Annotated in this window: 11 protein-coding genes; 8 read left to right on the top strand and 3 right to left on the bottom strand. The window is 55.3% G+C overall.

From position 1 onward, the window contains the following. Positions 1–113: 113 nt before the first annotated feature. From MOQ06_RS14340 to MOQ06_RS14320, 5 genes are all read left to right on the top strand, one after another. On the top strand, positions 114–1,121 hold the full coding sequence (locus MOQ06_RS14340; RefSeq protein WP_242173655.1) for a LacI family DNA-binding transcriptional regulator: 1,008 nt from the start codon (positions 114–116) through the stop codon (positions 1,119–1,121). Between the two features lie 132 nt (positions 1,122–1,253). Next, positions 1,254–2,075, top strand: coding sequence for a 4-hydroxy-tetrahydrodipicolinate reductase (gene dapB / locus MOQ06_RS14335; RefSeq protein ID WP_242173653.1), 822 nt, complete (start codon positions 1,254–1,256; stop codon positions 2,073–2,075). Between the two features lie 454 nt (positions 2,076–2,529). Then, a complete protein-coding gene (gene carA / locus MOQ06_RS14330) occupies positions 2,530–3,678 on the top strand; it encodes a glutamine-hydrolyzing carbamoyl-phosphate synthase small subunit (protein ID WP_148420044.1) in 1,149 nt (382 codons plus the stop codon). An 18-nt stretch (positions 3,679–3,696) separates the two neighbouring features. Beyond that, positions 3,697–6,921: a carbamoyl-phosphate synthase large subunit gene (gene carB / locus MOQ06_RS14325; protein ID WP_193354755.1), complete on the top strand. Its 3,225-nt coding sequence runs from the start codon at positions 3,697–3,699 to the stop codon at positions 6,919–6,921. Positions 6,922–7,060: 139 nt separating this feature from the next. After that, complete coding sequence (locus MOQ06_RS14320; protein ID WP_003856439.1) at positions 7,061–7,294, top strand: YgdI/YgdR family lipoprotein; 234 nt, start codon at positions 7,061–7,063, stop codon at positions 7,292–7,294. 48 nt (positions 7,295–7,342) lie between these two features. On the opposite strand, the gene MOQ06_RS14315 is transcribed toward MOQ06_RS14320, so the two are convergent. Further along, entirely contained in the window at positions 7,343–10,252 is a 2,910-nt protein-coding gene (locus MOQ06_RS14315) for an autotransporter outer membrane beta-barrel domain-containing protein (protein ID WP_242173651.1), read from the bottom strand. A 372-nt stretch (positions 10,253–10,624) separates the two neighbouring features. Here MOQ06_RS14315 and kefF point away from each other — a divergent pair, with 372 nt between their 5' ends. From kefF to folA, 3 genes are all read left to right on the top strand, one after another. Next, complete coding sequence (kefF, locus tag MOQ06_RS14310) at positions 10,625–11,155, top strand: glutathione-regulated potassium-efflux system oxidoreductase KefF (RefSeq protein ID WP_148420046.1); 531 nt, start codon at positions 10,625–10,627, stop codon at positions 11,153–11,155. Continuing rightward, entirely contained in the window at positions 11,148–13,013 is a 1,866-nt protein-coding gene (gene kefC, locus MOQ06_RS14305) for a glutathione-regulated potassium-efflux system protein KefC (protein ID WP_193354753.1), read from the top strand. Before kefF ends, kefC begins: the two co-directional genes overlap by 8 nt. A 114-nt stretch (positions 13,014–13,127) precedes the next feature. Further along, a complete protein-coding gene (folA, locus tag MOQ06_RS14300; protein ID WP_242173649.1) occupies positions 13,128–13,607 on the top strand; it encodes a type 3 dihydrofolate reductase in 480 nt (159 codons plus the stop codon). A gap of 47 nt (positions 13,608–13,654) precedes the next feature. Here folA and apaH read toward each other — a convergent pair whose 3' ends face one another. After that, positions 13,655–14,503 (bottom strand): bis(5'-nucleosyl)-tetraphosphatase (symmetrical) ApaH, encoded by an 849-nt coding sequence (gene apaH / locus MOQ06_RS14295; protein ID WP_148420049.1) that lies wholly within the window; start codon positions 14,501–14,503, stop codon positions 13,655–13,657. A 4-nt stretch (positions 14,504–14,507) separates the two neighbouring features. Next, positions 14,508–14,885, bottom strand: a complete 378-nt coding sequence (apaG, locus tag MOQ06_RS14290) for a Co2+/Mg2+ efflux protein ApaG (RefSeq protein WP_003856425.1) — start codon at positions 14,883–14,885, stop codon at positions 14,508–14,510. Positions 14,886–14,887: the final 2 nt, after the last annotated feature.

Here is a 14,887-nt window from a genome sequence, read left to right as displayed (position 1 = left end):
GCCATAAACGGCAATGCGATTCCGATCGGTAGCGTTAATGTGAAGAGACTCACAGGGAAAAATGCAAAAAATAGGTTATTCGATTAATCTTGAGTGAAACGGAAGGAGACAGCATGACGGGAATTACACTTGCAGACGTCGCGAAGCGCGCTGGCGTATCAACGGCAACGGTCTCAATGGTGCTGTGTAATAAAGGCCGTATTTCGCAAAATACGCGCGAGCGCGTGCTAAAGGCGCTGGATGAGACGGGCTATGTCTATAACCAGACGGCGGCCAATTTGCGTAACCGCAGAAGTAATCAGGTCGGACTGCTGTTGCACGATATCACCAACCCTTTTTACGGAGAGATGACGGCAGGGCTAAGTCATGAAATGGAGCGTCACGAGCTGATGCTTTTTCTGGCCAACAGCGAGGAGTCCGCAGAGCGACAGCAAAAGTTTGTTGATTCGCTGATGCGCAACAATGTGGGCGGCATGGTGCTTTGTGCCGCTCGCGAAACGCCACAGGCATTTTTTGACGGGCTTAAGCGGCGCAATATTCCGGCTATTATGGTCGTTCGTCCACTGAACGATGCGGATTTTGATTTTGTCGGCACGGACAACTTTTTAGGCACGCAGATGGCGACAGAGCATCTGCTCAGAATGGGGCATCGGAACATTGCGTTTATCGGGGGGAGCCAAAACTCGGGTTCGCGGGCCCAGCGTATCGGTGGCTTTACCAGCAAGCTGCTGGAATACGGCGTGACCCCAAATCCTGCCTGGATCAGGACGTCGCAGGCCAGCCAGAGCGACGGCGCGCGCGTAGCGGAGGCGTTACTGCTTGAGCATCCGAAGATCGGCGCTGCGATCTGCTATCAGGATATTGTGGCCCTCGGGGTGATGCAAAGCTTACGTAAGATGGGCCGTGAACCGGGTCATGATTTCGCGCTGGTCGGCTTCGATGATATTACCGAAGCGGCTCTGGTGCAGCCGGCACTGACCACCGTATCGGTGGCGGCTAAAGAGATTGGTCGTAAAGCGGGGGAGTTACTGTACAGCCGCATACAGGGGAATGACGAGCCCGCTAAGCGGATCATCCTGCCGCCCGCGCTGGTGGTGCGGGAATCATGCGGTTTTCGCTGACGATCATGTCTTTCACTGATATCTCTCCCTGTTTATCATTAAATTCTAATTATTGGCGTTTTCAGTGGCACCCTTTGCGAAGGCTGGTTAATCTGAAAACGGTTTACATCATTTTAACGTAAGAGAATAACTATGCATGATGCACAGATCCGCGTCGCCATTGCGGGCGCGGGTGGACGTATGGGCCGCCAGCTGATTCAGGCGGCACTACAGATGGACGGCGTGGCGCTGGGCGCGGCGCTGGAGCGTGAAGGTTCATCCCTGCTGGGTGCCGATGCGGGTGAGCTGGCCGGCACGGGCAGGACGGGCGTAACCGTTCAGAGCAGCCTTGACGCGGTGAAGGATGATTTTGATGTGTTTATCGATTTTACCCGTCCGGAAGGCACGCTGGCGCATCTGGCATTTTGTCGGCAGCACGGTAAAGGCATGGTCATCGGCACCACGGGCTTCGACGACGCCGGTAAACAGGCCATTCAGGATGCGTCACACGAGATTGCGATCGTCTTCGCCGCGAACTTTAGCGTAGGCGTTAACGTCATGCTGAAGCTGCTGGAGAAAGCGGCGAAGGTGATGGGCGACTATACCGACATTGAGATTATTGAAGCGCATCACCGTCATAAAGTTGATGCCCCTTCGGGCACGGCGCTGGCGATGGGCGAAGCGATTGCTCATGCCATGGATAAAGATTTGAAAGCGTGCGCGGTTTACACCCGTGAAGGCCATACCGGTGAACGCGTGCCGGGTACAATTGGTTTTGCTACCGTGCGTGCCGGGGATATCGTCGGCGAACATACGGCGATGTTCGCCGATATTGGCGAGCGCGTGGAGATCACCCATAAAGCCTCCAGCCGCATGACGTTTGCCAACGGTGCGGTTCGCTCCGCTTTGTGGCTGAAATCAAAAGGAAACGGTCTTTTTGATATGCGAGATGTCCTCGATCTCAATAATTTGTAAGCGTTATTACCCATCGTGATGTGGTTATTGCAGTCGTAATATGTTGATTGCATAGGGCAATAATTTATTGCCCTCTTATTTTACCATTTTGGTATGAAATAAATCACATGATTGCTATAAGCTTCAATCTTCCCTCCCTTTTGTGTGAAATGAATGTAAATTTTGACCATCTGGTCCACTTTTTAATGCTCTCATTTCAAAAATCTCATTAAACCTGCCGCGCAAGCGTTTTCCAGAATGATTTGCATGATCTTTTTGTCCGTTAAAACGTATTTCAGCAGCCAGGGCTGCAAAAGAATAAGCAAAAAAGCCGTTTTGAGTTGACTTTTACCCGGCAAATCCCCAGAATGCCGCCGTTTGCCAAAAATCCGCTGGCAACACATTTGCATTGATTCATGACGCGGTTATGAATTAATATGCAAATAAAGTGAGTGAATATTCTCTGGAGGGTGTTTTGATTAAGTCAGCGCTATTGGTTCTGGAAGACGGAACCCAGTTTATCGGTCGGGCCATAGGGGCAACGGGTTCGGCGGTTGGGGAAGTCGTTTTCAATACTTCAATGACCGGTTATCAAGAAATCCTCACTGATCCTTCCTATTCTCGCCAAATCGTTACTCTTACTTATCCTCATATCGGCAATGTCGGCACCAATGCTGCTGACGACGAATCTTCTCAGGTACACGCGCAGGGTCTGGTCATTCGCGACCTGCCGCTGATTGCCAGCAACTTCCGCAATACCGAAGATCTCTCTTCCTGGCTGAAGCGCCATAACATCGTGGCGATTGCCGATATTGATACCCGTAAGTTAACGCGTCTGCTGCGCGAGAAGGGTGCCCAGAACGGCTGCATCATCGCGGGTGATAACCTCGATGCGACGCTGGCGCTGGAAAAAGCGAAAGCCTTCCCTGGCCTGAACGGCATGGATCTGGCGAAAGAAGTGACCACGGCGGAAGCCTACAGCTGGACGCAGGGGAGCTGGACGCTGGAAGGCGACCTGCCGGAAGCGAAAAAAGAGAGCGAGCTGCCGTTCCACGTGGTGGCCTACGATTTCGGTGCCAAGCGCAACATCCTGCGCATGCTGGTTGACCGCGGCTGCCGCCTGACGGTGGTGCCGGCGCAAACGTCCGCTGAAGACGTGCTGAAGATGAACCCGGACGGCATTTTCCTCTCAAACGGTCCTGGCGATCCGGCGCCGTGCGATTACGCAATCGCCGCCATCAAGTCCTTCCTCGAAACCGATATTCCGGTATTCGGCATCTGCCTCGGCCATCAGCTACTGGCGCTGGCGAGCGGTGCGAATACCCTCAAGATGAAGTTCGGCCACCACGGTGGCAACCACCCGGTTAAAGATATCGACAACAACACGGTGATGATTACCGCGCAGAACCACGGTTTCGCCGTAGACGAAGCGTCAATGCCGGCTACCCTGCGCGTAACGCACAAATCGCTGTTCGATGGCACCCTGCAGGGTATTCATCGTACCGATAAGCCAGCGTTCAGCTTCCAGGGCCACCCGGAAGCCAGCCCGGGCCCGCACGACGCCGCGCCGCTGTTCGATCACTTTATCGAACTTATCGAGCAATACCGTAAGACTGCTAAATAATCAGGAGCCGAAAAGACCATGCCAAAACGTACAGACATAAAAAGCATCCTGATCCTTGGCGCTGGCCCAATTGTCATCGGCCAGGCCTGTGAATTTGACTACTCCGGCGCGCAGGCTTGTAAAGCCCTGCGTGAAGAGGGTTACCGCGTTATCCTGGTCAACTCTAACCCGGCGACCATCATGACCGACCCGGAAATGGCCGATGCGACCTACATCGAGCCAATTCACTGGGAAGTGGTGCGTAAAATCATTGAGAAAGAGCGTCCGGACGCGGTGCTGCCGACCATGGGCGGCCAGACGGCGCTGAACTGTGCGCTGGAGCTGGAGCGTCAGGGCGTGCTGGAAGAGTTCGGCGTGACCATGATTGGTGCAACCGCCGACGCGATTGATAAAGCAGAAGACCGCCGCCGCTTCGACGTGGCGATGAAAAAAATCGGCCTCGACACCGCGCGTTCCGGCATCGCGCACAACATGGAAGAAGCGCTGGCCGTTGCGGCTGAAGTTGGCTATCCGTGCATCATCCGTCCTTCCTTTACCATGGGCGGCACCGGCGGCGGTATCGCCTACAACCGCGAAGAGTTCGAAGAGATTTGCGAGCGCGGGCTGGATCTCTCCCCAACCAAAGAGCTGCTGATTGATGAATCGCTGATTGGCTGGAAAGAGTACGAGATGGAGGTGGTGCGTGATAAAAACGACAACTGCATCATCGTCTGCTCCATCGAAAACTTCGATGCGATGGGTATCCACACCGGCGACTCCATCACCGTTGCGCCAGCGCAAACGCTGACCGACAAAGAGTATCAAATCATGCGTAACGCCTCGATGGCGGTACTGCGTGAAATCGGCGTAGAAACCGGTGGCTCTAACGTGCAGTTCTCGGTGAACCCGAAAACCGGCCGTCTGATTGTTATCGAAATGAACCCGCGCGTGTCCCGCTCCTCCGCGCTGGCCTCTAAAGCGACCGGCTTCCCGATTGCGAAAGTGGCGGCGAAACTGGCGGTCGGTTACACCCTCGACGAGCTGATGAACGACATCACCGGTGGCCGCACGCCTGCGTCCTTCGAACCGTCCATCGACTACGTTGTGACCAAAATTCCACGCTTCAACTTCGAGAAGTTCGCAGGCGCGAACGACCGTCTGACCACCCAGATGAAGTCCGTGGGTGAAGTAATGGCGATTGGCCGCACGCAGCAGGAATCCCTGCAGAAAGCGCTGCGCGGCCTCGAAGTGGGCGCGACCGGCTTCGATCCGAAAGTCAGCCTGGACGACCCGGAAGCGCTGACCAAAATTCGCCGCGAGCTGAAAGACGCGGGCGCAGAGCGTATCTGGTACATCGCCGATGCCTTCCGCGCGGGTCTGTCCGTCGACGGCGTATTCAACCTGACCAACATCGACCGCTGGTTCCTGGTGCAGATTGAAGAGCTGGTGCGTCTGGAAGAGAAAGTCGCGGAGCTGGGCATCAACGGCCTGGACGCTGACTTCCTGCGCGTGCTGAAGCGTAAAGGCTTCGCCGACGCGCGTCTGGCTAAGCTGGCGGGCGTGCGTGAAGCGGAAATCCGCAAGCTGCGCGACCAGTATGACCTGCACCCGGTTTACAAGCGCGTGGATACCTGTGCGGCTGAGTTCTCCACCGACACCGCCTACATGTACTCCACCTATGAAGAAGAGTGCGAGGCGAACCCTTCCGTCGACCGCGACAAGATTATGGTACTGGGCGGCGGTCCAAACCGTATTGGCCAGGGCATTGAGTTCGACTACTGCTGCGTACACGCCTCGCTGGCGCTGCGCGAAGACGGTTACGAGACCATTATGGTCAACTGTAACCCGGAAACCGTGTCTACCGATTACGACACGTCTGACCGCCTCTACTTTGAGCCGGTAACCCTGGAAGACGTGCTGGAAATCGTGCGCATCGAGAAGCCGAAAGGCGTTATCGTGCAGTACGGCGGCCAGACTCCGCTGAAGCTGGCGCGCGCGCTGGAAGCGGCAGGCGTGCCGGTTATCGGCACCAGCCCGGATGCCATTGACCGTGCGGAAGACCGCGAGCGTTTCCAGCAGGCGGTTGACCGTCTGAAGCTGAAGCAGCCGGCGAACGCCACCGTAACGGCCATTGAAATGGCCGTTGAGAAGGCGAAAGAGATTGGTTACCCGCTGGTGGTACGTCCATCCTACGTGCTGGGCGGCCGGGCGATGGAAATTGTCTATGACGAGGCCGACCTGCGCCGCTACTTCCAGACGGCGGTAAGCGTCTCCAACGATGCGCCGGTGCTGCTTGACCGTTTCCTCGACGACGCGGTTGAAGTGGACGTTGACGCCATCTGCGACGGCGAAATGGTGCTGATTGGCGGCATCATGGAACATATCGAGCAGGCGGGCGTTCACTCCGGTGACTCTGCATGTTCTCTGCCAGCGTACACCCTGAGCCAGGAAATTCAGGACGTGATGCGCCAGCAGGTGCAGAAGCTGGCCTTTGAGCTGCAGGTACGCGGCCTGATGAATGTCCAGTTTGCGGTGAAAGACAACGAAGTCTACCTGATCGAAGTGAACCCGCGCGCGGCGCGTACCGTTCCGTTCGTCTCCAAAGCAACCGGCATTCCGCTGGCCAAGGTGGCGGCGCGCGTGATGGCGGGCCAGACGCTGGCTCAGCAGGGCGTGACTAAAGAAATCATCCCGCCGTACTACTCGGTGAAAGAAGTGGTGCTGCCGTTCAACAAATTCCCGGGCGTTGACCCGCTGCTGGGGCCAGAAATGCGCTCTACCGGGGAAGTGATGGGCGTAGGCCGTACCTTTGCAGAAGCGTTCGCCAAGGCGCAGCTGGGCAGTAGCTCCACCATGAGAAAATCGGGCCGTGCGCTGCTCTCCGTTCGCGAAGGCGATAAAGAGCGCGTGGTTGACCTGGCCGCCAAGCTGCTGAAACAGGGCTTCGAGCTGGATGCAACCCACGGTACGGCGATTGTGCTGGGCGAAGCGGGGATCAACCCGCGTCTGGTGAACAAGGTGCATGAAGGTCGTCCGCACATTCAGGACCGCATCAAGAATGGCGAATACACCTACATCATCAACACCACCGCCGGCCGCCAGGCGATTGAAGACTCCAAGCTGATTCGCCGCAGCGCGCTGCAGTACAAAGTGCATTACGACACCACCCTGAACGGCGGTTTCGCAACGGCCATGGCGCTGAATGCGGATGCCACCGAGAAGGTCATTTCGGTGCAGGAAATGCACGCCCAGATTAACAAGTAAGACAAATTGCCCGGCACCGTTCGGTTGCCGGGCTCTGTTTCCATCTTCGGAACCTTCTGGTTTTTCATCCGCTTTCAGTCAGTTAGCCTAAAATGGTTAGGTCGATAACGAAATTCAACTGAGAGCAGGGGAAAACACCATGCAAAATAAACTACTGATCGCTTCCGTTCTGGCTGCCACTGCAATGTTCACCGTAGCGGGCTGTTCGTCCAATCAGGCCGTCAAAACTACCGATGGTAAAACCATTGTCACTGACGGGAAGCCGCAGGTGGATGACGATACCGGTCTGGTGTCGTACAAAAACGCCGAAACGGGCCAAACTGAGCAGATTAACCGTGACCAGGTTAAATCCATGGGTGAGCTGGATAACTAAAAAAAAGCAGTGGCGAAAGCCACTGCTTTTTTGCTTCATGCTGACAGATTACCAGCGGTGGTTTAACAGGATATGACCGCCGTAAGCGGCGTAGCTGTTTTCACCCCACTCGCCGCTGGCGCGCAGGGAGATGGTCGTCGTTTCGTTCAGGTTGCCGGTGACGCCCAGCTCTAACTGACCGCGATCTTCCGGCGTATCGTTGCTGACGGTCTCGTCGTTAAACGCAAGGTCGTTCTGACCCGCACCTTTCAGCCAGTTAACCGCCACGTATGGCTGCCACGCCTTAACGTCCTTCTGCTGGAAGTAGCTGGATTTCACACCCAGACGACCAAAGACGCTGTCATTGTCCAGCGTGGTTACGCGTACGCCGTCGCGATCGGTGTGATTTTCCTGATCGAGATAGCTGTAGATCACCTGCGCCTGCGGCTCGATCTTCCAGGTACGTTCGTTTTCAGACGGGATAACCCACGCGTGGCCGACCTCAACAGACGCGGCAAAACCTTCGCTGTTGTAGTCTTCATCATTGCGGTTGCTGGTCACTTTGTTGTTGTACCAGCTGTAGGCGGCCCAGGTATCAATGTAGCTGCCCAGACGTAACTTCTGATCTTCCTGCCAGGTGGCGTAGAGCCCAACGTTGAAGCCATCGACCTTACCCTGTGCGTCACGCACGTTGTGTTTCGCATCCGAGTGGGTCTTCGCCTGGCCTGCACCGAACATGCCGCCGGCATGCAGGATACCGCTATCCATTGGCTTGCTCAGGAAATCGCTGCCGACTTGCAGAACGGTGGTCGTAGTGTCGTAGCTGACTTTGTCGCCACCGGCATCGTTCTCGTGATAGCGACCCTTAACGTACATCCAGGTGTTCAGATCGTCTTCATTGCGGAAGGTAAGCTGGTCGCGATCGTCGCGCTTATGCAGGAACATGCTTTGTGCGGCGAGGTAGTTGCCTAAGTAAGCCCCTACTTCAGGCGCCATCACTTCCGGGGTATTGCTGCCGCCGTTGTCGGTATTGTCGCCATCTGCATTGCCGCCACCGTCAGCATTACCTCCATCATCGGTATTGCCACCGCCGTCTGTGTTTCCACCATCGTCGGTATTGCCGCCGCCATCAGCGTTGCCGCCATCATCAGTATTTCCGCCGTCATCGGTATTATCGCCGCCGTCGGAAGGCTCATCAGAAGGTGTCGCCTTTGATTCCAGGTACCAGTTGCCGTCGTCGTGCTGATAAAGATTGTATTCATACGCGCCGGCAACAACCGGTGCTGCCAGCGTCAGCTGGGCTTCGGAACTGCCGCCTACGCTTACAATTTCCATACCGTTAACGGTTTGCGCGCCTGCGCCACCAATATTGGTAATGCGTACGCCGGACTGACCGAAGCTGCTGCCGGTAATGGTGAGGTGGTCGGTTGGCGCATCATCTTCACCCAGAGTGCTGTTCATCACAATCTGGCTGCCGTCAGAACCGGTGTAGTCGCCGTTAATCGTGAAATCATTGCCAACGCTACGATCGGCCGCGCTGAGCAGCAGCGTGCCGCCGTTCGTCACGTTGCCGTTCACCGTATCAACTCCGGCATCCCTTAGCGTCGTGTTACCCGCAATCGCATTCCACGCTGCCAGCGTACCGCCGGTAAGAACGGCGACGTTGTTGTTAACTTCGCCTGCGGTGGCAAAGGTTGCACCGTTTTCCACGGTGACGGTAGCGTTGCTGCCTTTGACGCCGAGCGTTGCTCCGGCGGAGACCAGCGTGGTGCCGCCGTGCAGGACCGTATCTCCTGTGTAGCTGTTGTTACCCGTCAGCGTCAGGGTGTTGGAATCCGCTTTCTCTACGTTACCGCTGCCGGTCATGCTGGTGGCAAAGGAGAAATCGCTGCCCTGATTGAAAATAACGGTACCGTTGTTTTCCAGACCGCCGCTAAGGCTGGCGGTATTTTTACCGTCGCCTAATCGTAACGTGCTGTCGTTTGCAACCAGGGTATTACCGCTATTAGAGACGGTACCCGCTAGCGTTAAATCACCGCTATTCACCTGCAGAGAATCATCGGTGCCGATAATGTCGAGATCGCCCGTAAGCGTCCAGTTCTCACCGTTCATTTTGACGCTGGCAAAGCCCTCGCCTTCATTCAGCCCAACGAAGTTACTGTCTTCCGTACCGGTGCCGATCAGGGTCAGGGTGTTCCCTGTTGAATTTGTGGAAATAACGTCACCGACGAGGGAGGAGCCAGTATTAAGAACAAGGGTGTTATTTTTATCGCTGGCAAACATAATGGCGGCTGAATCACCGCTAATGGTTCCGCTATTCGTGATGTCGACTTTTGCAGTGTTTTTTACATGAATGCCGTACTGGGTTCCCTGCACGGTGCCGCTGTTTAAAATTTTGGTATTGCCGTCGCTAAACGTACTGGCGTCACCGTTTGTTCCGATAATTGTTCCGCTGTTATTTATGCCAATACCAATCTGAGAATTCAGGCCTGTTTTACCCTTAATCACTCCACTGCTTGTATTGGTAATGTTTAACGCGGAGGAGCTTTCGCTGACAAAAATGCCATTTTCGGCGCCAATTATGCTCCCGCTATTATTAAAATCACCGAGCAATGACTGAATATTTACTGCATTCTTTGTCGTGGAGGAAATGGTCGCATCGCTGTCATTATTAATAACGACGCGTTGTGCGCCAGTATTAACATCCATGCCATTTCCGGTACCGGAAATATTCCCCTGGTTAGTGGCTTTGGTGACGGTAAAACCTGATACTGTCACGGCCGCTTCACTACCGGCGGAGGTAATTGTGACGTCTTTATTGATAACGTATTCAGCATCGTCTGAAAAGGTTTGCGGAACAGACGTTGATTGTTCAATAGTTGCAGAAAACGCAACTGCTGGGGTGCATATCAACAAGGCAGGAAATATCTTTCCAAGACTTTGGGTTGTATTATTTAATGTGAAGAATTTGTTGCTCATGTACACATCCATTTGAGTGAGAAGGAACATCAGGTAACGTGGGTGAAATTGTATATTGACCGCGTTAAAGAGTGAGCTCAAAAAACAGAGCATAAAATTATTAATTTTTCAAGGGTTTATGTACAGGTTGATTTGTTAAATAATGAGTTAAGACAATCTAAAAATATCGGTTAATTATATGAGTTATTGTTTTTATTTTATGGGGTGAATTTATTTAGTCCGTCGTTTTTTACTTTCGCGCCAGCAAAATGGCATGGCGGCGTCGATTGCCAAAAATTGCGTTTTGCTTTAAGGCGCTCGTTAACCCCTTTCAGTCGGGAAGGTAACTGTCTACACTCACTGCTACAATAATAGAAGAAGACAGGCCCATTCATGATACTGATAATTTACGCGCATCCTTATCCGCACCATTCGCATGCGAATAAACGGATGCTTGAGCAGGTAAGGACGCTTGATAACGTAGAGATACGTTCCCTCTATCAACTTTATCCCGACTTTAATATCGATGTCGCCGCCGAACAGGAGGCGCTCTCCCGTGCCGATCTGATTATCTGGCAGCATCCCATGCAGTGGTACAGCGTGCCCCCGCTCCTGAAGCTGTGGATCGATAAAGTCTTTTCTCACGGCTGGGCGTATGGTCATAACGGCAATGCGCTAAAAGGGAAAAGCCTGATGTGGGCGGTCACTACCGGCGGTGGTGAAAGCCATTTTTCTATCGGCGCGTTTCCGGGGTTTGACGTGCTGGCACAGCCGCTACAGGCGACGGCCCTCTACTGTGGCCTGAACTGGCTCCCGCCTTTTGCCATGCACTGCACGTTTGTCTGCGACGATGAAACGCTCCAGGCGCAGGCTCGACATTATAAACAACGCTTACTTGAGTGGCAGGAGACGCATCATGGATAGCCATACGCTAATACAGGCGCTGATTTACCTCGGCGCGGCGGCGCTGATTGTGCCCGTGGCGGTACGCCTGGGGCTGGGCTCGGTTCTCGGCTATCTGATTGCTGGCTGCGTCATCGGGCCGTGGGGTTTTCGTCTGGTCACGGATGCAGAAGCGATTCTCCATTTCGCTGAAATTGGCGTTGTGCTGATGCTGTTTGTGATTGGCCTGGAGCTCGATCCGCAGCGCCTGTGGAAACTGCGCGCCTCGGTATTTGGAGGCGGCGCTCTGCAAATGCTGGCCTGCGGTCTGCTGCTCGGCGGGTTCTGCATTCTGCTGGGGATGGAGTGGAAAGTCGCGGAGCTTATCGGCATGACGCTGGCGCTCTCCTCAACGGCAATTGCCATGCAGGCAATGAACGAGCGTAACCTGACGGTGACGCAAATGGGCCGTAGCGCCTTCTCCGTGCTGCTGTTCCAGGATATTGCCGCAATCCCGCTGGTGGCGATGATCCCGCTGCTGGCAGCCAGCGGCGCCTCGACGACGATGGGGGCGTTTGCCCTTTCGGCGCTGAAGGTGGTCGGCGCGCTGGCGCTGGTTATTCTGCTGGGGCGTTACGTAACGCGGCCGCTGCTGCGCTTTGTGGCGCGCTCCGGCCTGCGCGAGGTGTTCAGCGCCGTGGCGCTATTCCTGGTGTTTGGCTTTGGCCTGCTGCTGGAAGAGGCCGGGCTGTCGATGGCGATGGGGGCCTTCCTCGCCGGGGTGTTACTGGCTAGCTCCGAATACCGCCATGCGCTGGAAAGCGATATCGAGCCGTTTAAAGGGCTGCTGCTGGGGCTGTTTTTCATCGGCGTCGGGATGTCAATCGACTTCGGTACGCTGGTGACGCATCCCCTGCGGATCGTCATTCTGCTGGTGGGCTTCCTGGTCATAAAAATGGGTATGCTGTGGCTTATTGCCCGCCCGTTGAACGTGCCAAAGCCGCAGCGCCGCTGGTTTGCCGTGCTGCTGGGGCAGGGGAGTGAATTTGCGTTCGTGGTCTTTGGTGCCGCGCAGATGGCCAACGTACTCGATCCGGAATGGGCAAAAGCGCTGACGCTGGCGGTTGCGCTGTCGATGGCCGCAACGCCGGTCCTGCTGGTCCTGCTGACGCGTCTGGAAAAAACCGGCAGCGAACAGGAGCGCGAAGCCGATGAGATCGATGAAGAGCAGCCGCGGGTCATTATTGCCGGATTCGGCCGCTTCGGACAGATTACCGGTCGTTTACTGCTCTCCAGCGGTGTGAAAATGGTTATCCTCGATCACGATCCCGACCATGTTGATACGCTGCGTAAATTCGACATGAAGGTCTTTTACGGCGATGCGACCCGCGTCGACCTGCTCGAGTCGGCGGGGGCGGCAAAGGCTGAAGTGCTGATTAACGCCATCGACGATCCGCAGACCAGCATGCAGCTGGTAGAGCTTGTCAAAGAGCACTTCCCGCATCTGACTATCATCTCGCGCGCGCGCGATGTGGATCATTACATCCAGCTGCGCCAGGCAGGGGTGGCCGCGCCAGAGCGTGAAACCTTCGAAGGTGCGCTCAAGTCTGGCCGCATGGCGCTGGAAAGCCTGGGGCTTGGCGCGTATGAAGCGCGTGAACGTGCCGATCTGTTCCGTCGTTTTAATACTGACATGGTGGAAGAGATGGTGGCGATGGCCAGCAGTACGGCATCCGAGCGCGCGGCGGTATTTAAGCGCACCAGCACCATGCTGACGGAAATTATTAACGAGGATCGTAATCACCTGTCGCTGGTACAGCGTCACGGCTGGCAAGGGACGGAAGAGGGCAAGCATACCGGCGATCCTGCCGATGAACCGGAGAGTAAACCGTCTGCGTGAAGAGGAGTTGCCAGCAATATTAAAAAATTTCTGATTCTTTACCCTGCCGCCAGTCGACGAAAGATTAAGCTTTCCGTATAGTGGCGGCAATTTTTTGCATCCGGGAAATTTTCAATGATCAGTCTGATTGCAGCGCTGGCGGTAGACCGCGTTATCGGTATGGAAAACGCCATGCCGTGGAACCTGCCTGCCGATCTCGCATGGTTTAAACGTACTACGTTAAACAAGCCGGTAGTGATGGGCCGCCTGACCTGGGAGTCGATTGGTCGTCCATTGCCGGGCCGTAAGAATATCGTTATCAGTAGCCAGGCGGGCACTGACGATCGCGTTCAGTGGGTTAAGTCCGTTGATGAAGCGATTGCCGCCTGCGGTAATGCCGAAGAGATCATGGTGATCGGCGGCGGACGCGTGTATGAGCAGTTCCTGCCGAAAGCGCAGAAGCTGTATCTGACCCATATTGATGCCGAAGTGGAAGGGGATACCCATTTCCCGGATTACGATCCGGACGAGTGGGAGTCCGTGTTCAGCGAATTTCACGACGCGGATGCGCAGAACTCACACAGCTACTGCTTCGAAATTCTGGAGCGTCGTTAAGCGATAGTTCCCCTCACCCCAGCCAGGGGAGAGGGGAAGCGGATTATTCAGGAGGCCACGGCCTCGCCTTCTCCCAGATCCAGCTGTCGGTTGGACGGCTGCACAAAATAACGTTTATCTTCCCAGCGTAAGCAGGTTAGATCTCCGCCCCAGCAGCATCCGGTGTCGAGCGCATAAATATTTTCCGGCGTACCTTTCCCCTCCAGCGATGCCCAGTGCCCGAATACAATACTGTATTCATCAGCCACGGGGCCCGGGATGGCAAACCACGGCTTAAGCGGCGCAGGCGCATTTTCCGGCGTGTCTTTGCAATACATATCCAGCTGTCCGTTCGGGAAACAGTAGCGCATCCGCGTAAACGCGTTGGTGATAAAACGCAGCCGCGCCAGACCGCTGAGATCCTCGCTCCAGTTGTTCGGCATATCGCCGTACATGGCATCGAGGAAGAACGGGTAGGAGTCGCTCGCCAGCACCGCTTCAGCGTCGCGCGCGCAGATTTTTGCTGTCTCAAGATCCCACTGAGGCGTGATGCCGGCATGGGCCATCACCAGCTTTTTCTCTTCATCAATCTGGAGCAGCGGCTGGCGGCGCAGCCAGTTAAGCAATTCGTCCGCATCCGGCGCCTCCAGCAGAGGGGTAACGCGATCTTTCGGCTTATTGCGGCTGATCCCGGCGTAAACGGCAAGCAGATGAAGATCGTGGTTACCCAGCACCAGCCGCACGCTGTCGCCCAGAGATTTAACATAGCGAAGGACATCGAGGGAGCCGGGGCCGCGTGCCACTAAATCGCCCGTTAACCAGAGCGTGTCCTGCCCCGGGGTAAAGTCGACCTGCTTTAATAATGCGATCAGTTCATCGTAGCAACCGTGAACGTCGCCAATCAGATATGTAGCCATTAGATTAATGAATAAGTGTAGGAACGGCGAGACGGAACACAGGAATGGCAATGCGGAAGGCATTACCGTCGGCATCGACCATTTCGTAATGGCCCTGCATGGTACCCAGCGGCGTCTCAATCACCGCGCCGCTGGTGTACTGATACTCTTCGCCAGGGGCGATATGAGGTTGTTCACCGACCACACCTTCGCCCTGGACTTCAATTTCACGGCCATTGCCGTTGGTGATAAGCCAGTAGCGCCCGAGCAGCTGCACAGGCATCCGCCCCAGGTTGCGAATGGTTACGGTATAAGCAAAGACAAAACGTTCTTCATCCGGTGTGGATTGGGACTCAATGTAGACGCTTTGAACCTGAACACAGACGCGGGGCGAATCAATCATGG

This window comes from Enterobacter sp. I4 (assembly GCF_022669095.1).
In the GTDB taxonomy this organism is placed as follows: Bacteria; Pseudomonadota; Gammaproteobacteria; order Enterobacterales; family Enterobacteriaceae; genus Enterobacter; species Enterobacter pasteurii.
This window is presented reverse-complemented; position numbering and strand designations above follow the sequence as displayed.

What these genes read in the sequence shown, in the direction of transcription:
- MOQ06_RS14340 (WP_242173655.1), top strand. Translation starts at nt 114, where the DNA reads ATGACGGGAATTACACTTGCAGACGTCGCGAAGCGCGCTGGCGTATCA.
- dapB (WP_242173653.1), top strand. Translation starts at nt 1,254, where the DNA reads ATGCATGATGCACAGATCCGCGTCGCCATTGCGGGCGCGGGTGGACGT.
- carB (WP_193354755.1), top strand. Translation starts at nt 3,697, where the DNA reads ATGCCAAAACGTACAGACATAAAAAGCATCCTGATCCTTGGCGCTGGC.
- MOQ06_RS14320 (WP_003856439.1), top strand. Translation starts at nt 7,061, where the DNA reads ATGCAAAATAAACTACTGATCGCTTCCGTTCTGGCTGCCACTGCAATG.
- MOQ06_RS14315 (WP_242173651.1), bottom strand. Translation starts at nt 10,252, where the DNA reads ATGAGCAACAAATTCTTCACATTAAATAATACAACCCAAAGTCTTGGA.
- kefF (WP_148420046.1), top strand. Translation starts at nt 10,625, where the DNA reads ATGATACTGATAATTTACGCGCATCCTTATCCGCACCATTCGCATGCG.
- kefC (WP_193354753.1), top strand. Translation starts at nt 11,148, where the DNA reads ATGGATAGCCATACGCTAATACAGGCGCTGATTTACCTCGGCGCGGCG.
- folA (WP_242173649.1), top strand. Translation starts at nt 13,128, where the DNA reads ATGATCAGTCTGATTGCAGCGCTGGCGGTAGACCGCGTTATCGGTATG.
- apaH (WP_148420049.1), bottom strand. Translation starts at nt 14,503, where the DNA reads ATGGCTACATATCTGATTGGCGACGTTCACGGTTGCTACGATGAACTG.
- apaG (WP_003856425.1), bottom strand. Translation starts at nt 14,885, where the DNA reads ATGATTGATTCGCCCCGCGTCTGTGTTCAGGTTCAAAGCGTCTACATT.